General features: G+C 58.9%; 21 protein-coding genes. 4 read left to right on the top strand and 17 right to left on the bottom strand.

Annotated elements, in window-relative coordinates; all coding sequences use genetic code 11:
* From BLU85_RS10100 to BLU85_RS10140, 9 genes are all read right to left on the bottom strand, one after another.
* The coding region (locus BLU85_RS10100; protein ID WP_305882155.1) for a calcium-binding protein at window positions 1-653 on the bottom strand (653 nt) is incomplete at its 3' end.
* Between the two features lie 95 nt (window positions 654-748).
* Window positions 749-2059: an HlyD family type I secretion periplasmic adaptor subunit gene (locus tag BLU85_RS10105; protein WP_092205406.1), complete on the bottom strand. Its 1311-nt coding sequence runs from the start codon at window positions 2057-2059 to the stop codon at window positions 749-751.
* Window positions 2059-3798 (bottom strand): type I secretion system permease/ATPase, encoded by a 1740-nt coding sequence (locus BLU85_RS10110; RefSeq protein WP_092205405.1) that lies wholly within the window; start codon window positions 3796-3798, stop codon window positions 2059-2061. Before BLU85_RS10110 ends, BLU85_RS10105 begins: the two co-directional genes overlap by 1 nt.
* Window positions 3799-4007: 209 nt before the next feature.
* A complete protein-coding gene (gene flgE / locus BLU85_RS10115; protein ID WP_092205404.1) occupies window positions 4008-5306 on the bottom strand; it encodes a flagellar hook protein FlgE in 1299 nt (432 codons plus the stop codon).
* Window positions 5307-5334: 28 nt separating this feature from the next.
* Window positions 5335-6057, bottom strand: coding sequence for a flagellar hook assembly protein FlgD (gene flgD / locus BLU85_RS10120; protein WP_092205403.1), 723 nt, complete (start codon window positions 6055-6057; stop codon window positions 5335-5337).
* Window positions 6058-6072: 15 nt separating this feature from the next.
* Complete coding sequence (gene flgC, locus BLU85_RS10125) at window positions 6073-6516, bottom strand: flagellar basal body rod protein FlgC (protein WP_060741038.1); 444 nt, start codon at window positions 6514-6516, stop codon at window positions 6073-6075.
* A gap of 3 nt (window positions 6517-6519) precedes the next feature.
* Window positions 6520-6927: a flagellar basal body rod protein FlgB gene (flgB, locus tag BLU85_RS10130; RefSeq protein WP_092205402.1), complete on the bottom strand. Its 408-nt coding sequence runs from the start codon at window positions 6925-6927 to the stop codon at window positions 6520-6522.
* Between the two features lie 346 nt (window positions 6928-7273).
* Window positions 7274-8101 (bottom strand): protein-glutamate O-methyltransferase CheR, encoded by an 828-nt coding sequence (gene cheR, locus BLU85_RS10135; RefSeq protein WP_063324730.1) that lies wholly within the window; start codon window positions 8099-8101, stop codon window positions 7274-7276.
* A gap of 58 nt (window positions 8102-8159) precedes the next feature.
* Complete coding sequence (locus tag BLU85_RS10140; protein ID WP_092205401.1) at window positions 8160-9086, bottom strand: chemotaxis protein CheV; 927 nt, start codon at window positions 9084-9086, stop codon at window positions 8160-8162.
* Window positions 9087-9164: 78 nt separating this feature from the next.
* Here BLU85_RS10140 and flgA point away from each other — a divergent pair, with 78 nt between their 5' ends.
* From flgA to BLU85_RS10160, 4 genes are all read left to right on the top strand, one after another.
* A complete protein-coding gene (gene flgA / locus BLU85_RS10145) occupies window positions 9165-9929 on the top strand; it encodes a flagellar basal body P-ring formation chaperone FlgA (protein WP_092205400.1) in 765 nt (254 codons plus the stop codon).
* Between the two features lie 172 nt (window positions 9930-10101).
* Window positions 10102-10419 (top strand): flagellar biosynthesis anti-sigma factor FlgM, encoded by a 318-nt coding sequence (flgM, locus tag BLU85_RS10150; RefSeq protein WP_092205399.1) that lies wholly within the window; start codon window positions 10102-10104, stop codon window positions 10417-10419.
* Window positions 10420-10466: 47 nt separating this feature from the next.
* Complete coding sequence (locus BLU85_RS10155) at window positions 10467-10934, top strand: flagella synthesis protein FlgN (protein WP_092169919.1); 468 nt, start codon at window positions 10467-10469, stop codon at window positions 10932-10934.
* Window positions 10935-11026: 92 nt separating this feature from the next.
* Window positions 11027-11773: a flagellar brake protein gene (locus BLU85_RS10160; protein ID WP_092205398.1), complete on the top strand. Its 747-nt coding sequence runs from the start codon at window positions 11027-11029 to the stop codon at window positions 11771-11773.
* Window positions 11774-11835: 62 nt separating this feature from the next.
* Here the strand turns inward: BLU85_RS10160 and BLU85_RS10165 are convergent, their stop codons facing one another.
* From BLU85_RS10165 to BLU85_RS10200, 8 genes are all read right to left on the bottom strand, one after another.
* Window positions 11836-13197 (bottom strand): MFS transporter, encoded by a 1362-nt coding sequence (locus BLU85_RS10165; RefSeq protein ID WP_092205397.1) that lies wholly within the window; start codon window positions 13195-13197, stop codon window positions 11836-11838.
* Between the two features lie 70 nt (window positions 13198-13267).
* Window positions 13268-14509, bottom strand: a complete 1242-nt coding sequence (locus tag BLU85_RS10170; protein ID WP_170847677.1) for a glutamine synthetase family protein — start codon at window positions 14507-14509, stop codon at window positions 13268-13270.
* 340 nt (window positions 14510-14849) lie between these two features.
* Window positions 14850-15542, bottom strand: coding sequence for a sensor histidine kinase (locus tag BLU85_RS10175; protein ID WP_092205395.1), 693 nt, complete (start codon window positions 15540-15542; stop codon window positions 14850-14852).
* Window positions 15535-17142, bottom strand: a complete 1608-nt coding sequence (locus BLU85_RS10180) for a tetratricopeptide repeat-containing response regulator (RefSeq protein WP_072412240.1) — start codon at window positions 17140-17142, stop codon at window positions 15535-15537. The genes BLU85_RS10175 and BLU85_RS10180 overlap by 8 nt, the downstream gene beginning before the upstream one ends.
* Before the next feature lie 531 nt (window positions 17143-17673).
* Window positions 17674-18015, bottom strand: a complete 342-nt coding sequence (locus BLU85_RS10185) for a DUF6124 family protein (protein ID WP_092205394.1) — start codon at window positions 18013-18015, stop codon at window positions 17674-17676.
* A gap of 488 nt (window positions 18016-18503) precedes the next feature.
* Entirely contained in the window at window positions 18504-19124 is a 621-nt protein-coding gene (locus BLU85_RS10190) for a hypothetical protein (RefSeq protein WP_139208066.1), read from the bottom strand.
* A gap of 51 nt (window positions 19125-19175) precedes the next feature.
* Entirely contained in the window at window positions 19176-19532 is a 357-nt protein-coding gene (locus tag BLU85_RS10195) for a hypothetical protein (RefSeq protein WP_092205392.1), read from the bottom strand.
* A 117-nt stretch (window positions 19533-19649) separates the two neighbouring features.
* On the bottom strand, window positions 19650-19997 hold the full coding sequence (locus BLU85_RS10200; RefSeq protein ID WP_170847676.1) for a hypothetical protein: 348 nt from the start codon (window positions 19995-19997) through the stop codon (window positions 19650-19652).
* Between the last annotated feature and the right edge of the window lie 137 nt (window positions 19998-20134).

Raw genomic sequence — 20134 nt, forward strand, 5'->3', positions numbered from 1 at the left:
TCGATGCCGCTGAATGTATCCCCCGCGGCGAAGCCTGTATGTACGCCGGTCTTCAGGTTCAGGGTGACGCTGCTGGCGTCCTCGTAACTGACGATGTCCACACCGGCACCGCCAATCAATTGGTCCGCGCCATTGCCGCCGATCAGAACATCGTTACCGACGCCGCCGGTGATGATGTTGTCCAAGGCGTTGCCACGACCGACGAAGTTGCCCGCACCGGTGTAGGTCAGGCGCTCAACGTTGGCTGCCAACGTCAGGTCGCCCAGCGTCGTGCGTACTTCATCGTTGCCTCCGTCAACCAACTCGGAGACTGTCACGCCCGTTCCGCCGACGATATACACATCATCACCAGCCCCACCCTGAAGGGAATGCCCACTGGTCTGGGCGGTCAGCGTGTCGTTGAAGGACGAGCCCACCACGGTTTCTATAGCCGTCAAAGTATCGCCCTGCGCATCCCCTCCCAGGCCAGTCCCCGTGATCAGGCTGACTGTCACCCCAGCGGTCGAATTCGCGTAGGACGCCGTATCGATACCTGTCCCACCATTGAGGGTGTCCGCACCCGCGCCACCCTCCAGCCAATCATTGCCATCTCCGCCACTCAACGAGTCATTCCCTTCCAACCCGTACAGCTGATCCGCACTCGTGGTACCCACCAGCGTGTCCGCACCCGATGTCCCATTAATCACTGCCATTTTTTCTTCCTTGCCCTGTTGATGAATCGGTTGTGCGTCAGTGGAACAGCAAAGCCTCATCCTTCCCGGAAGGCCCGCTGGGCGTGGTCGCTGATCGGTTTAAGCAAATAAGACATGACGTTCCGGGAGCCGGTCTGGATCATCGACTCCACGGGCATCCCCGGCACCAGGGCGAGCCCCTGAAGCTTTGCCAATTCGCTCTGAGGAATCCTGATACCCGCCCGGTAAAACCCAATCCCGGTACGCTCATCCTGAATCAAATCCGCTGACAGGCGCACCACGGTGCCGGTCAGTTCCGGGGTGGTGCTGCGGTTGAAGGCGCTCAAGCGCAAGATCGCCGACTGCCCGACCGTCAGTTGGTCGATGTCCTGGGCACTGATCTTCGCCTCCACCAGCAACTCATCATCGGCCGGTACGATTTGCATCAGTCCTTCGGCGGGGGAAATCACGCCGCCAATGGTATGCACCGCCAATTGCTGCACGCGACCGGCGATGGGAGAGGTGATGTCGATGCGTTTAAGCTGGTCGCTGGCAGTGATTTCCCGCTCGATCAGTTCACCTTGCCGGGCCAGCAGATCCCGCAGTTCCTGGGACACTTCACTGCGGAAGGTCTGGTCAACCTGGAGTCGTTGCAACTCGGTTTCGGCGATCTTGCCCCGCGCCTCGGCAATCGATGCCATGAGCTGGCCCCGTTCTCCACGCAACCGGGCAATGCCCCGGGCCAGGGCATTGACCCGATCGAGGGTCATCATGCCTTTGTCGAACAGTTTCTTGACGGCCTGGTATTCACTGTCGATCAGCTCGATCTCTTCTTGCTTGGTTTTCTGCTGAATGTCGTGGCCGGCAATGGTTTCGTTGAGTTGCTGGATGCGCTCGCGCAGCTGTTTCTTCTGGCCGTCTCGGGAGGCGCGTCGGTCGAAAAACAATTGCTGCTCGATAGCCATCACAGCCTTGGCCTCATCCACACTCATGCGAGCCAGCAACTCTTTGGGCAGCGGGACTTCGCTGGCGTTGTCCCGCTCGGCCTCCAGGCGAGCCAGACGGGCCCAGGCCTGATTCAAGGACTTACTCACAATGGCTTGGCTGGCGGCCGGCAAGGTTGCGTCCAGGCGCAGCAGCACATCTCCTGCCGCAACGGTCTGCCCTTCCTTGATCAGCAATTCGGCTACCACGCCGCCAGTGGGATGCTGGATGGTCTTGACGCTACCCTCCACGGCCACCACGCCCGTGGCGACGACAGCGCCGGACAGTTGGGTGCACAACGCCCACGTCAGGCTGCCGCCGAGCAGCACCACCAACGAGAGGCTCCCCCAACGCAAATGACGGGACAAGGAATGGGTCAGGCTGGCTTCTTGATCGGTGTGCATCAGTTGGATACTCCCAATTCCACGACATTGCTGGAGGGACGGGAGGTCGCTGCAGGCGGTCGTTTAAGGACGACATCCCTGGGGCCGAAAGCCGCCTGCACACCGTTCTCGAGAATCAGTACCTGATCGATCACCGCCAAAATGCTGGTGCGATGGGCAATCACCACCACGATTGCGCCGCGAGCCTTGAGCGCCAGGATCGCCTTGGCCAGCGCTTGCTCGCCGTCGGCGTCGAGGTTTGAATTCGGCTCGTCCAACACCACCAGGAACGGATCACCAAACAGCGCCCTGGCCAATGCCACTCGCTGCCGTTGCCCCGCCGAAAGGTTGACCCCACCCTCGCCCACTTGGGTTTCGTAACCCTGGGGTAGTTGCAGAATCAGCTCATGAACCCCGGCCGATTGCGCGGCACTGACAATCGCACCGTCCTGTGCTGAAGCGTCCAATCGTGCGATGTTCTGGGCGACGGTTCCGGCAAACAGGCCAACGCTTTGCGGCAGATAACCGATCAACTTGCCTCGAGCCTGCTCAGCCAGCAGGTCCAACGGCGCCCCATCGAGCCGGACATGCCCCCGCGCCGGTGCCCATGCGTTGACCAACACACGCGCCAATGACGACTTGCCCGATGCACTCGGCCCCACCACACCGACAGCGGTGCCTGCGGCGACCATGAAGTTGATATTTTGCAATGTCAGGCGCTGCGCGCCGGGCGGCGCGGCAAAAACACTTTCCACCTGCAAATGGCGATGGGCAGCGGGCAGTTCAGTCTTGCTCTGGGTATCCGGGAACAGAGAGAACACTTCCAGCAGCTTCCTCCAGGCGATCTGGGCACCCAACAGGCTGCGCCACGTGGCAATGACCTGCTCCGCCGGTGCCAGGGTTCGCGCCACAATAATCGAGGCCGCAATCATCGTGCCGCCGCTCAAGTCGCCTTTGATCACCAGCCACGCGCCCAGGGCCAGGGCGGCCGATTGAACGACCTGGCGCAGGGTTTTGGAAATGCCACCGTAAAAGCCGCCGATGTCGATCGAACGTCGTTGCAGGGTGATGAAGGTGCTGTGATTCTTCTGCCAGATGTTCGACGTGTCAGCCACCATGCCCATGGCCTTGAGGGCTTCGGCGTTCTGGTGGGCTTGCTGGCCCAGATGATTGCGCCTGTTCAACGCCTCGGCTGACGCCTGCATCAATTTGCGGGTTTGCCGGTCAGTGGTGACGGTCAGCGCGATGAGGATGGCCATCAGGCCGGCGGCCAAAAGACCGAACAGCGGGTGAATGTAAAAGCAGACCGCGAGGTAAACCGGCATCCAGGGCAAATCGAAAAAGGCCACCAGGCCCGGACCACCTATGAAGTTCCGGATCTGGTCCAGTTCCTGGGCCGGTTTCAGGGCATCGCCAGTAATGGGCGTTTTCAGCGACACACCGGCGATCACATTGAAGACCTTGGTGGACAGTGCCAGATCCAGGGAAGAAGCGATTCGCACCATGACCCGGGAACGAATGACATCCAGCAGGCCCGAAAGCGCATAGACCCCCAGCGCCAGCAAGCCCAGCGCCACCAATGTCGGCACGCTCTGGCTGGGAATCACCCGGTCATACACTTCCAACATGAATACGGGGCCGATCAGCGCCAGAATATTGATCACACCGGAAAACAGGGCAGCGCCGAGCAGCCCCCGACGCAGTAGCGATTTCAATGAAGGCGCGACGACAGGCGCGCTGACCGCGTTATGAGGTTTCAACTGGTATCCGTCCCTTGGTTTTCGTGACATCCCTGTCGTCAGTCAATACAGGCTTGATGACAGTCGTATGGAAACTTGACGCTCTTTGAGCGATTTGGACTGAAGTGCAAATTCCGCACCAGCTACCCGACAAACGGTCATCCGTTCAAAATTCACCCATAAAAAAACCGACGCCCAAGACGTCGGTTTTTTTTTGCAACAGCCAGCTATCAGGTCATCTGAATGATGGTCTGCATGATGGTGCTCTGGGTGGAGATGGTCTTGGCGTTCGCCTGGTAGTTGCTCTGGGCCTTGATCAGCTCGACCAGTTCGTTGGTCAGGTTGACGTTGGACTCTTCCAGGGAGTTGGAGACGATCGAACCCAGGGTACCAGTGGTGGGGGCGTCGTAGCCCGGGATACCCGAGGCGAAGGTTTCCTTCCAACTGGTGCCGCCTACTGGCTGCAGGCCTTGCTCGTTGGTGAAGCTGGCGAGGGCGAGCTGGCCGATCGGCTTGGTCTGGTTGTTGCTGAAGTTGGCCAGCAATACACCGCTACCGTCGATGGTCAGGTTAGTGATCTGACCGGTGGCGTAACCGTTCTGGGTAGGGATCGACCGCGCGGTGTCGGCGTTGAATTGAGTGGTATTGCCCATGGAAATCGTGATGGTTGGCGCACTGGCGGCGCCGTTGGCGGCCCATACGCCGTTGGTCACGGTGCCGGGAACCCAACCGGTCAGTACCAGATCACTATTGACCGTCGCTGGCGGAGTGGTGACCGTGGTCAACTTGCCGCTCGAATCGAAGTTCATGGTCGAAGGAATCGGCGCGGTCGCACCGGTCGTGGTCGGCAAGGTGCCGTTGAGGTTACGACCGTCGATCAAGGTATAGACGTTCCAGGTGTTGCCGGCAGTCTTGACCATGTACTGGTCCATGGAATGCTGGTTGCCCTGGGTGTCGTAGACCGGGGTGGTGAACTGCTTGGTGAACGTAGCGGTGTCGTTCGGATTGAACGCCGCAGTGATCGCCGGCGCTGTCGAGTTCAGGTTAATCGTCGAGGACACCAGGCTGGTGGCAGTCGGCGGCAGGTTGGAGGTGTCGATGCGCAGGTCGGTCAGGATACCGTTCTGGATCTTGCCGTTGGCGTCCACACCGTAGCCCTGAAGGCGCGAAGTACCGTCAGTGTTGGTGATGAAGCCTTCCTTGTCGGTCTTGAACGTACCGGCACGGGTGTAGCTCAGGGAACCGTCGTTGCTCAGGACAAAGAAGCCCTGGCCCTGGATGCCCATGTCCAGCACGTTGCCGGTGTTGTTCACGTCACCCTGGCCGAACTGCTGGGAGACGTTGGCCAGGCGCACACCGTTGCCGACGGTCTTGCTGCCCGAGCCCAGCCTGGTGGCCGAGTAGACGTCTTCGAATTCCGCGCGGGACGATTTGAAACCGGTGGTCGCCACGTTGGCGATGTTGTTGCCGGTCACGTCCAGCTGTTTGTTGGCTGCATAGAGACCGCTAAGGCCGATGTTAAAAGACATGTTGACTCCTTTTGCCGGTTAGTCGGCTCTACATACCAATAGTTTGTACTTTGGACAGGGCAATGCTGCCCAGCCCGGCCAGGTTGAGCATCAGCTCACCGCCCGTCTGGCTGATGGTCACGCTGCTGACCGTGGCCGGCAGGTTGGTGATCAGCGACGTGGCCTTGCCGTCGATGGTGGTCGAGGCGGCGAAGGTGTAAGTGCCCGACTCAACGACCGTGCCCGCGTCGTTCTTGCCATCCCAGATGAATGCCGAGTTGCCGGCGTTCTGGCTGCCCAGGTCGATGGTGCGAACGGTCTTGCCGTCCTTGTCCACGATCTTGACGGCGACGGAGGACACCGATGCCGGTACCACCACCGTACCGTTGAGGCTCTTGGAGGTATCGACCACAGCCTTGTCACCCGGGGCGATGACCGAGCGGCCCACCAGCGACGAGGCCTGCAAGGCCTGGGACGAGTTGTAGTTGCCGGCGATGCCGCTCACCGTCTCGTTGAGGGTGGTGATGCCTTCCAGGCTGCTGAACTGCGCCAACTGGGCAACGAATTCGCCGTTGTCCTGGGGCTCCAACGGGTTCTGGTTCTTCAGTTGGGTAACGAGCAGTTGCAGGAACGCATCCTTGCCCAGTTCCTTCTTGCCGGTCGCCGCACCTGTCATTGCCCCGAGGGCATCGGAGGTGTTGTTGGTCTTGACCGAGGAGTTGGCCAGAATCTCGTTGAGGCTCAAACCGCTTGTAGTGTTGGTAACGCTCATGTGACTCGCCCCTTATCACTGACCGAGGGTCAGGACCTTCTGCATCATGGCTTTGGCGGTGTTCATCATTTCGGCGTTGGTCTGGAACGAACGACTGGCGGAAATCATGTCGGCCATTTCTTCGACGACGTTGACGTTCGGGTAGTAGACATAACCCTTGGCGTCCGCGGCCGGATGGTTTGGCTCATAACGTGCTTCGAGGTTGCTCTGGTCCTCGACCACGCCAAGCACCTGTACGCCCTGCCCGGCCGCTTCCTGGTCCTGGAACAGCGAGTCGCTGCCGCCGGACTGGCCGCCCTGGAACATGGTGGCGAACACCGGGTGGCGGGCGCGGTAGGTCTGGTCGATGCTCGACGAAACGGTCTCGGCGTTGGCGATGTTACTGGCGACGGTGTTCAGGCGAGTGGTCTGGGCACTCATGGCACTGCCGGCAATGTTGAATACGCTAGCAATCGACATGGCTTACTCTCCGCGCAGGGCCGATACCAGCCCTTTGAACTTACTGTTGAGCAGGGTGAAGCTGGCCTGGAAGTTCACGGAGTTTTCCGCATAGTTGGACTGTTCCAGTTGAGCGTCCACGGTGTTCTGGTCGATCGACGGCTGCATCGGCGTGCGATACATCAGCGACTCGTCGCCATTACCCAGGCCTTCGGCTTCGATATGACGGCTGTTGGTCATGTTCAAGGCGAAGTGACCGTTCTTGGCCTTATCGTTCTGTTCGGCGAGCACCTTGGAAAAGTCCAGGTCCCGCGCCTTGTAGTTTGGGGTGTCGGCGTTGGCGATGTTGTTGGCCAGGACTTCGGCACGCTGGGCGCGGAAGCTCAGGGCCTGTTCGTGGATACCGAGCGCTTTATCGAAGCTGATGCTCATGTCGGAAACCTTTGGGTGACCAGAATGTACGTACGACGGCTAAAGCAAGCGCCGTGCCATTTCCAAAAACCCCATAAACTGGGGCTTTGCGGGCACCGGCAAAGCGGCAATGCCAGAAAAGCGGCAACGGGTTTCCGCTTACCTGCCGCTTTTCTGCCGCTTTCATCAGGCGACGCGAGTCAAAATGTGGGAGCGAGCTTGCTCGCGATAGCGGTCTGTCAGTGACATGGATTTTGGATGGGCCGCCGCTATCGCGAGCAAGCTCGCTCCCACAGGGGATGGTGCCGGCGGCAGGCAAAAAAAGGAGCCCCTTGGGGCTCCCGTTTTTTTTGACAACACCCGCGAATCACTTCGCCTGGTAGATGATCCCCGGGCTGCACTGGACCATCTGGTAATGATCCGGCAAACCGTTCAACGCCTCGGAGGCGCCAAGGAACAGGTAGCCGCCTGGCTTGAGCGTGCCGTGGATGCGCAGCAGGATGTCTTTCTTCACTTCGGCGGAGAAGTAGATCAGCACATTGCGGCAAAACACGATGTCGAACTTGCCCAGGCTGGCGTAGCTGTCCAGCAGGTTGAACGAGCGAAACTCCACCCGGCTCTTGATCGGTGCCTTGACCACCCACTTGCCCGGCCCTTTCGGGTCGAAGTAGCGTTGCAGCCGGTCCGGCGACAAACCCCGGCCGATGGCCAGGCTGTCGTACTCGCCAGTCTTGCAGTTATTGAGCATGGTCCCGGACAGGTCGGTGGCGACGATCTGCACACCGCCTTTCAACTGGCCCAGGTTGGAACGCTCGAACTCATCGATGGACATCGACAGCGAATAGGGTTCCTGCCCCGACGAACAGGCCGCCGACCAGATCCGCAGGCGCTGGCCCGGGCTGGCCTTGATAGCGGCCGGCAGCACTTTGTTCTTCAGCACTTCGAACGGATAGGTATCACGAAACCACAGGGTTTCGTTGGTGGTCATGGCGTCCACCACCATCTCGCGCAAGCCGCTGCGCGGTTGGGTCTGGATACGCTGCACAAGCTCGCCCAATGACTTGAGGCCCTGTTGCTCCATCAATTTATTGAGACGGCTCGACACCAGGTATTGCTTGTTTTCACCAAGCAAGATGCCACAGGCTTTTTCCAGGAAGACCCGGAACTGTTCGAAATCCAAATTACCCGTAGACAAGATACCGCCTCTTTCATCGTGTTGACTTGCCGGGCGCACAACGCGCCCGACCTTTACTTTATTCTGCTGACTTGATCCGATCGACGACCCGGGACGCCAGGTCGTCGGGACGGAATTTCGCCAGGAAATCGTCGGCACCGACCTTCTTGACCATCGCCTGGTTGAAAACCCCGGACAGCGAAGTATGCAAGATGATGTGCAGCTTTTGCATGCGCGGATCGCTGCGGATTTCCGAGGTCAGGGTGTACCCGTCCATCTCCGGCATCTCGATGTCGGAGATCATCATCAGGAACTCCTCCTCGGGCTTCTTGCCCTCGTCGACCAGCGCACGCAGGTAATCCAGCGCCTGCCGCCCATCGTTCAACGCCACCACTTCCACACCGACCGTTTGCAGGCAACGGGTCACCTGCTTACGCGCCACCGACGAATCATCGACAGTCAGCACCCGCAGCGAAATCGCCTTGTGCTGGGTCTCGGCGTCTACCACACCCGCGGAAATCGCCTCCGGCGTGGGCGCCACTTCGGCGAGGATCTTCTCCACGTCGATGATTTCCACCAACTGGTTGTCGACCCGGGTCACAGCCGTCAGGTAGTGATCGCGGCCGGTGCCCTTGGGCGGCGGATGGATCTCCTCCCAGTTCATGTTGACGATGCGCTCCACCGAGCGCACCAGGAACCCCTGGGTCTTGGTGTTGTACTCGGTGATGATCACGAACGGATTGCTCTGGTCCAGCAACCGACCGGAACCGGTCGCCATCGCCAGATCGAGAATCGGGATGGTCGCACCCCGGATATTGGCCACACCGCACACGACGGGGCTGGACTTGGGCATCAGGGTCAGCTTGGGGCATTGCAGCACCTCGCGGACCTTGAATACGTTGATCCCGTACATTTGTTGGCCGTCGAGACGGAACAACAACAGCTCCAGGCGATTCTGACCGACCAGCTGAGTGCGCTGGTTCACCGAATCCATTACTCCCGCCATGCCCTGACTCCTACCTAACGCTAATGTGTCCGACGCGCATTCATCACTAAACGGCACGGGGCTTGCTTTTGAACCGGCATGAACGCACAAACGACATTTTCTCGACGCCTGACCACTCACTGCCGCCACTGGCTCGGTGCACTGCTGGCCGCCTGCCTGTTCGCTTCGGGCGGCCCTGCCCTTGCGGCGGCTCCGGTTACCTTGCCTGATCTCCTTATCGGCGTCACTCAGGGCTTTCTTGAATTCACCGTAGAAGACTACCTGGCAACCAGTCAAACCGAAGGTCGTTACGAAATCGAAGTCAACCAGCTCGACCCGCGCTTGCGCATGCCCATGTGTGACAAGGAATTGACTGCTTCCCTGGAGAGCCCGGCCCGGCCCCTGGGCCGTGTCACGGTGAAGGTTCGTTGCGACAGCGCCGCGCCCTGGACGGTGTTCGTGCCCGCTCAAGTGCGCCTGTTCCGGGAAATCGTCACCACCACGCGTCCGCTCAAGCGAGCCGGGATCGTCGAGCCCCAGGACGTGATGTTGCGCGAACGGGACATCAGCCAGATCACCCAGGGCTTCCTGACCTCTGTCGATCAGGCCATCGGGCAGAAACTTGTCCGACCAATGGTCGCCGATCAGGTCGTGACGCTGGTGCACCTGGAACAGGCCGAGGTGGTCCGCAAGGGCGACCAGGTGGTCATCACCGCCCGCAGCGGCTCACTGGCCGTGCGGATGCCCGGCGAGGCCCTGTCCAACGGCGGCATGCGTGAACAGATACGGGTAAAAAACCTCAATTCCCAGCGCGTCATCAAGGCGCAAGTGATGGCTCCAGGCCAAGTGGAAGTGGCGATGTAATGACCCGGTAGAGGAGGTAGAAAGCTGGCGCTTGATCCCGGTGTTCCCTAGACTGTGCCTTACGCAAAGGCAAGCGCAGACGTGCGCACGTTCATTGAATAAATGAGCCTAAAGTTTTTTTGGGAATGGCCGAAAACATGGCAAGCGTCCAAATACCCAGAGGTTTTTTACCATGGTCATCGATTTCAATCGTTTAAACAGCTCTTCACCGTTGACAGGCACTACGCGTACCAGCGCCGCCAAGGAAACCGTCGAATCCGACAAATCCGCGCCGGTGTCCACGCCAGCCGAAAAGGTCAGCAACGGGGAGTCGGTACACCTCAGCAATGAGGCTCAGCAGTTGCAGAAGATCACTGACAAGCTGCGCGATCAACCTGTCGTGGACAACGCCCGCGTGGCCGAGTTGAAAGCAGCCATCGCCGATGGCAGCTACAAAGTCGACAGCAACCGCGTAGCCAGCAAACTGCTCAACTTCGAAGCCCAGCGCTAGGCCGCCGCCTGCGCCAGGCTTTTGGACGCTAAGACCCAAGGCCAGCCATGCACGACACTCATTTATTGCAACTGATCATCGACGACTTCGTTCCAGCGCAACAACTGCTGGAGCTATTGCAGGCCGAATCCGTGGCACTGCACGGTCGTGACATGCCTTTGCTGGAAACCATCCTGGCGCAGAAACAGGCATTGATCATCTTGCTCGACCAGCATGGCCGCAAGCGCAGCGAGATCCTCGCCAGCCTCAACCTGCCCGCCAGTCATGACGGCCTTGAGCAGTTGGCCGCCCAGTCGACCCTCGGCGATCAGCTGCGGTCCCAGAGCAAGGTGCTCAACGACCTGCTCGCCCAATGCCAGGCGACCAACGCCCGCAACGGTCAGTCCATCCTGATGCAGCAGGCCGCCACCGCCAACCAGTTACGCATTCTCAACGGTGGCGAGATCCCGACGCTGTATGACGCTAGCGGTTCGACGGCTAGAATGGTCAAGCACCGCCCGCTCAGCCAGGCATGAAACGAACAATGCCTTCGCTCTATCAACGCGCGATACATGCTGGCAAAATGCCGGCCATTCGTAGTCGTATTTTGCCTGGAGATTGACCCACCGTGTTCAATGCCTCAAACGCGGATGACGCTCCGCAGCCCCCCAAGGTCCTCACCACGCCCCTGGAAATTTCTGGCAACCTGCGGATGCTGCAAGATAGCCATGACCCGCTGATCATTACCTTCCATGAACGTACCCAGCGCTTCCAGAGCTATCTGGTCAATGTCGATCGCGAGACCAACTCCATCGCCCTGGATGAAATGATTCCCCGGGACGGCGAGCGTTTCCTGCTGGCCGGCGAGCCGTTTCGCGTCGAAGGTTTCCATGACGGCGTGCGCATCGCCTGGGATGGCAAGGGCCCACTGACCATCGATGAATCCAGCGACGGTCGCTGCTATCGCGGCGCCCTGCCCGACGAAGTGGTCTACCACCAGCGTCGCAATGCCTTCCGCGCCGCCCTGAAACTGGCCCAACTGGTGAGCGTTGAACTGGGCGGCGAAAAGCTCAAGTCCCCCGTGGACGGCAAGCTGCTGGACATCTCCGCCACCGGTTGCAAGCTGCGCTTTGACGGCGACATCACCGAACGCCTGCAATTGGGCCAGGTGTATGAGCGTTTCATCGCGGCCCTGCCGTTTGGCAACATGACCGCGCCAGTCGAGTTGCGCTACCTGCATTTCGAAGAAAGGATCAACACCACCTTCGCTGGCGTACGCTTCCACAACATCAGCGGCTTGGTGCAGCGGCAGGTCGAGCGGTTCGTCTACCAGCTCCAGCGTGAAGCCCGACGCTTCGATAAAGACGACCTCTGATCGTCGAGCCATGAAAAAACGGGCAGTCCCTTGCGGTGACTGCCCGTTTTTTCATGCCCGTTTCAAGGCCTGGCCTGGGTAAAGCTGGGGGGCTCAGGCGCCTCGGCGTCAGCTTCAGCCACGGTCTCAGGGGCGGGCTCGGGCTCCGCCTCCGGGCTGGTCGGTGCCTGCATCTGCTCCTGCACCACTTGCTCATCCACCCGCGGATCGAGGCACGCCACCAGGGGCGAACTCGACATGCTGTCCGGCATCGCCACGTGATGCAGCGGTGCGTCATCGACCTGATGCAGGTTGGTCACCGCTTTCGGCCGGATCCGCCACACCAGCACCAGGGCGAAGAAGGCGAAAAAGCCGTAGAGCATCTGGCTACCGAACATCTTCATCAGCACACCCGCCACCAGCGGCCCGATACTGGCGCCAACGCCATAGGTCACCAATAGCATCGCGGTCAGGGACACCCTTCGATCCGCTTCGACGTGGTCGTTGGAAAACGCCACCGCCAGCGGATACAGACAGAACTGCACCAACGAACAGAAGAACCCGGCGACGAACAGCACCTCCAGCGGCACCGCCGGAAGGATCGCCAACGGCAGCGCACAAATCGCCAGGACCAGCGCAAAGCAGCGGATCAGCAGCGCCCGGTCGTAGCGGTCAGAGAGCCAGCCCAGTGGCCACTGCACCAACAATCCGGCAAAGATGCAGCTCCCCATGAACAGACCGACCTGCTCGGTCGACAGACCCTGCTGGGAGGCGTACAGCGGTGCCAAGCCATAGAACGAGCCGACGATCAGCCCCGAACCCAACACCGTGCTCAACGACTGCGGCACACGCTTGATGAAGAAACGTGGTTCCATGGGCGCCGGATGCAGCGCCGCCGGGTGAATTCGCCGGGTCAGCGTTACCGGCACCAGACACAGGGCGAAGCACAGCGCCACCAGCATCAGCAGCTCCAGGCCCAAGGCCGGGTGCATGACCAGGATCAACTGCCCCAGCACCAGCCCCAGGTACGAGGCGATCATGTAGCCGCTGAACACCACCCCGCGCTGCTTGGCATCGGCCTGCTCATTGAGCCAGCTTTCGATGACCATGTACTGGCACATCATGCCCAGGCCAACAATCATCCGCAGCACGACCCACGCCGGCAGCCAGTCCACCAGGCCATGGCCCAGCACCGCTGCCCCGACGATCCCGGCACAGGCCGAATAGGCGCGGATGTGCCCGACGCGGGCGATCAGCCGGTGGCCGATCTTGCCCCCCAGCACGAGGCCGAAATAGTTGGCGGCCATCAGCGCACCGACCCAGAGGCTGTCCACATGGTCGGCGGCCAGGCGCAAGGCCAGGTAAGTACTCAAGAGGCCAGAGCCGATCAACATCATCAGCGAGGCGAAATAAAGCGCTCGAAAAGGTTTCCAGATTTGGCGCATCGGCGTTCCGAGCGGCTCCTTGAGGTGAGTAAGGGCTATCCATTGAAGATAGCCCGAATGCAGCGGTTCTTTATGCCTGGGCCGCCAGGACACGTCGCTCCCAGGGGGTGATTTCATCGAAGAAGCTGGTCAGCTCCAGGGTCTTGGAAGCGATGTAGCCTTCGATGAACTCCGTGCCGAACAGTTCCTTCGCCAGATGACTACGCTTCAGACGCTCCAGGGCGGCATGCAAGGTACAGGGTAGCGAAAGATTATCCGGCACTTCGAATTCGCCCTGGATCGCCGCGCTCGGCTCCAGGCGATACTCGATCCCGTACAACCCGGCGGCCAGACTGGCGGCAATCGCCAGGTAGGGGTTGGCATCGGCCCCGGGCAAGCGGTTCTCGACCCGGCGGGCCACTGGCGAACTGGCGGGAATCCGCAGCCCGGCCGAACGATTGTCGTGGGACCAACAGGCATTGTTCGGTGAAGCGAACGGGTGGCACAGCCGCTGGTAGGAATTCACGTTCGGCGCGAACAACGCGGTGAAGTCCGCCAGGCAAGCCTGTTGCCCTCCGATGAAGTGCCGGAACGCGGCCGTCGGTTCACCCGCTTCGTCGCTGAAGACGTTGCGGCCGCTGTCCGCCTCGACGACACTCTGGTGGATATGCATCGAACTGCCCGGCGTGTGGGCCAGGGGCTTGGCCATGCAGACCACGGTCAGGCCGTGCTTGAGGGCCACTTCCTTGAGCAGGTGCTTGAACAGGAAAGTCTGGTCGGCCAGCAGCAACGGGTCGCCGTGCAGCAGATTGATCTCGAACTGGCTCACGCCCATTTCATGCATGAAGGTGTCGCGCGGCAAGCCCAGCGCCGCCATGCAGGCATAGACTTCGCTGAAGAACGGGCGCAGGCCATTGTTGGAGCTGACGCTGAACGCCGAGTGGCCGTCTTCGCGACGTCCATCCAGGCCCATCGGCGGCTGGAACGGCTGGGTCGGGTCCGGGTTGGGGGCGAACACGAAGAACTCCAGCTCGGTCGCCACCACTGGCGCCAGGCCAAGGGCGGCATAGCGCGCGACAACGGCCTTGAGCTGGCCGCGCGTCGAGAGCCGAGAGCTTTCACCGGTCAGTTCGTCGGCGTCGCAGATGGCCAGGGCCCGGGGCTGTTGGCTCCAGGGCAGGCGGTGGATCTGTTTCGGGTCGGCCACCAGCGCCAGGTCGCCATCATCACTGCCGTAGAAACGCGACGGCGGATAACCGCCCATGATGCATTGCAGCAGCACACCCCGCGCCAATTGCAACCGCCGGCCTTCGAGGAACCCTTCGGCGGTCATCACCTTGCCTCGCGGCACGCCATTCAAATCCGGCGTGACACATTCAATCTCATCAATGCCCGTCAGTCGCTGCGCGAGTGAACGCTGGCCATCGGTCGTCATGACGCAATCCTTGTTATGTGCGAGCCGCGAACGGCAACCCGTACAAAATAGGCTCCGGCTGTTCGGAATATCAAGCGCCCGGAGGCAATTAAAATCTTATGCAATACGACTGTGGGAGCGAGCTTGCTCGCGATAGCGTCGGCCCAGCCAATATTGAGTTGGCTGATACACCGCTATCGCGAGCAGGCTCGCTCCCACAGGGGATTTGTGTTGCCAGGGACACTCATGGAGGGCCTGTTCAGGGCAAGTAAAGCCGGAACACTCCACCGCCCAACACACCGCCATTGGCAATCTCGGTCCGCCCGCTCACGCCGCCACGCTGGTGCAGCCCGGCGATTCGCGCGGCGAAGTACAGGCCCAGCCCGGTGCTGCCGCTGCTGTGGTTGATGCCCTGCACATACTCGGCCTGACGCTCGATCATCTCTGGCGGGTAACCGTCGCCGTCGTCATTGATGGTCAGCACCAGTTGCCCGGCTTCGTCACTCACACTGATCAGCAGCGCCTGGCGCGCATGACGAATGGCGTTGTTGATGCAGTTGTCGAGCACCGAAGCCACCAGCTCGCGGTCGAAAAAGCCCAAGGGGCTGAGGGGATCGACATCGTAGGTGGCCATGATTCCGCGGCTGCGGAACACATCCTGATGGCCGGCCAGTTGCGCCTCGATGAAATCGTCCAGCTCGTGGTAGGCCGGGTGCAACGGCAACTGGTTGACGCCGAGCTTGTACAGCCCCAGCAACTGCACCATGAGGCCATTGAGGTGGGCGAACTCGAACTCGATGACACCCTGCTCCGAGGTCTGTCGCTCGGATTCGGGCAGGCGTTCGAGCCATTGCCCATGTGCCTGCATGAGCAAGGTCAGGGAGTTTTTCATGTCGTGCACGGTCGACGCGATCACCGTGGAAAAATCGAGGGCCTGTTCGCTGTCATTCATCGCCAAATGCCTTGCTTCGCAGTTTTTGATAACGCGCAAAACGCGCATCGGAGTCGGGCATCATGCCCACCAGTTTCAGGCAGTCGCGGCACTCCTGCAGCAGTTCCGACTCCACGCTGGTGTCGGTGCCATGCAGCAGCGATTGCGCCATGTTCAGGGCAATACTGATGTTCTTCGGTTGCATCTTCAGCGCACGGCGGAACAGCTCCCGCGCCTCCGGCAATGCGCCAGTCTTGTAGACCCGCACACCTTCGCGGTTCAACTCCGCGGCGGCATTGCCCTGATTGAGGATGTTCGGGTCGTCGGTGAGCTTGGCAATGCCTTGCATCACCGCCGGGTCATCACCGTAGATTTCCGCGCAGTTCTTGAGCATCGACTCCCCGGCGCTGGTCTGGCCAAGCATTTGCAACTGCTTGGCCACCAGCAACGCGGCCTCGGCGCTCATGAACTGCTCCATGCCATCGAGGCGCTGCAAGGCCTGCTCGGTGAGCTTCTCGGCGGTTTCGGCATCGTTGAGCAACAGGCTGGTGGCCTTCATCAGCCGCGCCCGGACCTGCAACCCCGGGTCGTTGAGGTTCTCCTTCGCCACGGCACTGAGGGTGGTGTTGATCTCCAGCCGGGTGCGGGTATCGAGGCCTTTTTCGCTGCCCTTGCTGATCAGCGCGTGGGCCAGGCCGAGGTTGCTTTCCGGATCCTTGAAGCGCGACTGCGCGCCCTGCCCGACCGCCTGGCGATAAGCCCGGGAAGCCGTGTCGTAGTCTTCGTTGGTCATCGCCAACTTGCCCAGCAACGACTGGCGACGCACGGCCAGCGGCGACAGGCGCACCGCCTCTTCCAGCACATGCTGCGCCTGCTTGGTGTCACCTTCGGCCATCAACACTTCGGCCATGCCGTCGTACAACGCCGGCATCATCGGAAAGACTTTCAGGGCTTTTTCATAAACCGCCTTGGCCTGCCCCACCTGGCCGCGCTTGAACATCAACTTGCCCAGCCCCGCGTAGGCCCACGGCAACGGGCGATCCGCCAGGATGGAGTTGTACAGCCGCTCCAGGGCCTCGTTCTGATTCAGGTCACGCAACGCATCGGCCCGATAACGCAGGCACAACGGCCCGTAGCGCGGGTCCTGCTTGCACAAGGCGATGCAGGCATTGAGCACTTCCATCGGCTTGCCACGATCGAGGGCCTGCAGGATCGGCTTGAGCAGGGTCTTGCGCTGCTCGAGCCGCTCCAGCCGCTGGGCCAGGCCGGAGCGGTTGAACGGCTTGGTCAGGTACGCATCCGGCTCATGCTCCAGGGCACTGAGCACCATCGCCTGGCTGGTCTCGGCGGTCACCATGAGAAACACACTTTCATGGCTGATCAGCTTCTCGACCATCAGGTCTTCCAGCACCTGCTGGCCATTCTTGCGCCCATCGCCCAGGTGATAGTCCTGCAAGATGAAGTCATAACGCTTCTGCGAGCACATGCGCAGCGCCACTTCACCGGTGTCGGCGGTGTCCACGTCCTTGACGCCCAGTTCACGCAGCATGGACCGGATCGAACTGCGGAAATCCGAGAAATCATCGACGATCAGAAAACTTTTTTGGTGGTACGCCAGCATCGAGGATGTCCAGGCAAGTAAGAAAATAACCCAATGGCATAACAACGAAACGCCGTGTCACAACCCCGAGGCGCGCAGATGATAGCCACCAGCCAGCAACGTTCAAGGGATTTCAGTAATCGCTTGGTCTGGCTGTGTCGTGACGCACATTGCGAGCCGTTTCCGCACGCCGAAACGCTGGAAAAACCAGGGCTCATCAGGGTATCGGCAGAAAATGGCGTTCCGTTAAGAGATTGTGCGGGCAGGCTCCGAGACCTATCAGCTACCTGCCGGGCATAGAACAGTTGAACCGGGGACATGGTTAACCTGTACCTGGTCGTGAACTTGAACAGCAAGGTTGGGCGGTTCAGCCTTTAATAAAACTTGGGCTAGGGACTGTAGGAGCTGTCGAGCGAAGCGAGGCTGCGATCCTTTGATCGTCGCCTGAAAGTCAACTTTCAGGTTCAGATCGCAGCCTCGCTTCGCTCGCACGCGCCTACCCAAAAACGGATTTGATCGGTCAACATTGATCAAATCCGCTTCTCTCAGCACCTATCTGGGGTCTACGACATCCAGCGCCCGGTTTGCCAACATCTGCCCCAGTTCAATCAGCTGTTGCAGTCCCAAGGCAAAATGCCGTCGAGAACCTTCCAGTTCAAACGCCAAGTCATTGGCCATGACATTGGCAGAAGCCAGGGTTTCGCTGAGGTTGGCCAGCAGGCTCTCAGCATCAATGCCCTCCACGACAGTGAATAGCTGGTCGGGAGATGACTTCTTGTCAGGCTGGGCTGGTTTGGGGTTCAGATAGGAATCGATGACACGTTCGGCGTTGGCGTCGGCCGCGATGTCCAGATGCAGCGGGGGAACGGGTGGGTCTGGTATGAGCTTGTCCATGGAATACCCCTAACGTAAATGGGAGCCGCCACGTTCGCTGCTAAACGAATGGGTGGCAGCCATGCGCAGGTTAGCAGACCGGTACGTTAGGAGACCGGCGCACCCGAAGATGCCCTGCGCACAGCAGCCATTAAACTTCGAGCAATAAAATGCCCGCACTGAATGGCAGTCACCATGCGCCTAACGTGATTCCGAGCTGCTAAACCCGACCGCTGGATTGGCAGCGGCGAACAAAGACTAGGCACCGGAATCGGCAGGCGCAAGGGCTTGGGATTTTCTAGGAAATGTCCTGCAAGTCAATGGGAAACGTCCCAATACAAGATATTTCGTTCTATCGAAACCGTCGGGTGCGTATCCTAGCCAGTGCTGGGCAAGGTGGTGCTTCGCTCGTAAAAAAGAAAGAAAGGAAATATGAAAGCAAGGGGTATATTTTATTTAAGAACAGAGCAATTAAATAAATCCACCCCTTTACCTTAATCATACTAGCCCTAGTTAGTTATAAAGAACCCACTCTCGGCGAGAGCACATCTTCCTCCGGCCCGCCAGAATCTAAAATAGGGTTCCAAATCAATATCGAACTTAAACAACGGCCGCCCAATATACCAAGCAAGATAATAATCCGCAGCCAATCCATAAAGCGCCTCAAACAGCGCATAAATTTGCTCAGTATCAGAAATCCGGCTTCCTCTGATCGCATCCCCGACCTCATCAAAAAACCAATAATGAGGAATGTCTTTTTGAAGCCAGCGATCCATATCGTGACTATTAACAAAAAGCACTCGGGCATCTTCACAAACACTGAGGATTTCGGAATCACCGAGAACCCCACATACTCTTTCTTGCTCCTTGAGCCACTCCCGACCTAGCTGAATTAACTCATCACTTCCAACTTTAAGTCTTGGCAAGAGATACAGAGAGGAGTCCATATCTCCAGAGGCAAGAACGCGCTCAGTTCTATCAACCAACGCTTCCGAGGATGGAAAATAACTAAATATACGTCGAATCTCCTCGGAGCCACTGTGCGCCTTCAACAATCCCAAAAAGTGGGACTTATCAAAAATCGCCCTATCTTCACAGAAGGCACACCAGTCCGACAACAAAGAATTCATGTTTAGTTCTCGCCAGTTTTTGGTAAAGGCGGCAATATATCTTCGCAACCATTACTCTTCGTCCCAGAACTCCCCTGGTGGTGCATATTCACCGTCCCTCAAGATAGCGCACCAACCAAAACTCCTATAAAACATCTCAAGATCAATTATTTCATAAACCCCACCCCCGATATCCTTCAGCGTAATCAGACCAGAAGCATGATGCGTATACTGACCACCCGCCCCTGCAACAGCTCTTAACTCCAATTCTTTCCGATCCCATCCCAACACCACTCCAGACGATTCAGGAATAGTTTCCGCAAAAAAAACCTCAAACTCGCTGGCTATCTTGCATACACAGGGAATCCGCTTCTGCCGAAGCAACTCATCCGTAACCAAATTCTTGGGAAATTCAATTTTCAACTTCACTACGAAGTACTCCGAGGCGCAACAACCTCACCTGTAGAATTTTCCTAAACAGAAAAAGGGCCAGATTCATCTAAGACCAGGACAACCAAATAAATCTGTCACCTTTCCCCTCGCACCCTACTCCGCAAAAAGAACCTTATCATCATAATTATAATAAATACTAATTTTCATCTTCTCTACATCTAGCGTAACTGCACACGAAGACCAAGCCTTTCCATTTTGGCACAATCCATTTTCAACATAATAGCGCCGAAGCTCAACCAATAGCTCTGTCAAATCTCCCACAGCCCTGCTGTCTGGATCAAACCAGCTTGAGCGGTTTGTCTTATCGAAATAATCAAACTCATAACTTCCTCCATCGCCCTCGGCAAAAAGTCTAGCTCTAACAACTATTTTCTGAGCCTCCGAGGGACCAGCATCCAATAAAAGCCGGCCAACTTTTTGATACAGCCCCTGCTCACTCATCAGTTCCCATTTTTAGGTGAATTTATAAAATCAACAATCACAGGACGTCCACCATCAATCGAGTATCTAACAGTTGAATCTATCCGGCCTGAGGCCAGGCATCTGCCCCCGGCCTCCTTCCGCCTGTCATTGTTTAA

This window comes from Pseudomonas sp. NFACC14, from assembly GCF_900106885.1.
Classification (GTDB): domain Bacteria; phylum Pseudomonadota; class Gammaproteobacteria; order Pseudomonadales; family Pseudomonadaceae; genus Aquipseudomonas; species Aquipseudomonas fluorescens_AA.

Excerpts from the sequence above, each read along its gene's own strand:
- BLU85_RS10185 (WP_092205394.1), bottom strand. The coding sequence starts at position 18,015 with ATGGACAAGCTCATACCAGACCCACCCGTTCCCCCGCTGCATCTGGAC.
- BLU85_RS10190 (WP_139208066.1), bottom strand. The coding sequence starts at position 19,124 with ATGAATTCTTTGTTGTCGGACTGGTGTGCCTTCTGTGAAGATAGGGCG.
- BLU85_RS10170 (WP_170847677.1), bottom strand. The coding sequence starts at position 14,509 with ATGACCGCCGAAGGGTTCCTCGAAGGCCGGCGGTTGCAATTGGCGCGG.
- BLU85_RS10105 (WP_092205406.1), bottom strand. The coding sequence starts at position 2,059 with ATGCACACCGATCAAGAAGCCAGCCTGACCCATTCCTTGTCCCGTCAT.
- flgA (WP_092205400.1), top strand. The coding sequence starts at position 9,165 with ATGAACGCACAAACGACATTTTCTCGACGCCTGACCACTCACTGCCGC.
- BLU85_RS10180 (WP_072412240.1), bottom strand. The coding sequence starts at position 17,142 with ATGCTGGCGTACCACCAAAAAAGTTTTCTGATCGTCGATGATTTCTCG.
- BLU85_RS10165 (WP_092205397.1), bottom strand. The coding sequence starts at position 13,197 with ATGCGCCAAATCTGGAAACCTTTTCGAGCGCTTTATTTCGCCTCGCTG.
- BLU85_RS10155 (WP_092169919.1), top strand. The coding sequence starts at position 10,467 with ATGCACGACACTCATTTATTGCAACTGATCATCGACGACTTCGTTCCA.
- BLU85_RS10200 (WP_170847676.1), bottom strand. The coding sequence starts at position 19,997 with ATGAGTGAGCAGGGGCTGTATCAAAAAGTTGGCCGGCTTTTATTGGAT.
- flgB (WP_092205402.1), bottom strand. The coding sequence starts at position 6,927 with ATGAGCATCAGCTTCGATAAAGCGCTCGGTATCCACGAACAGGCCCTG.
- flgD (WP_092205403.1), bottom strand. The coding sequence starts at position 6,057 with ATGAGCGTTACCAACACTACAAGCGGTTTGAGCCTCAACGAGATTCTG.
- flgE (WP_092205404.1), bottom strand. The coding sequence starts at position 5,306 with ATGTCTTTTAACATCGGCCTTAGCGGTCTCTATGCAGCCAACAAACAG.
- BLU85_RS10175 (WP_092205395.1), bottom strand. The coding sequence starts at position 15,542 with ATGAATGACAGCGAACAGGCCCTCGATTTTTCCACGGTGATCGCGTCG.
- flgC (WP_060741038.1), bottom strand. The coding sequence starts at position 6,516 with ATGTCGATTGCTAGCGTATTCAACATTGCCGGCAGTGCCATGAGTGCC.
- flgM (WP_092205399.1), top strand. The coding sequence starts at position 10,102 with ATGGTCATCGATTTCAATCGTTTAAACAGCTCTTCACCGTTGACAGGC.
- BLU85_RS10140 (WP_092205401.1), bottom strand. The coding sequence starts at position 9,086 with ATGGCGGGAGTAATGGATTCGGTGAACCAGCGCACTCAGCTGGTCGGT.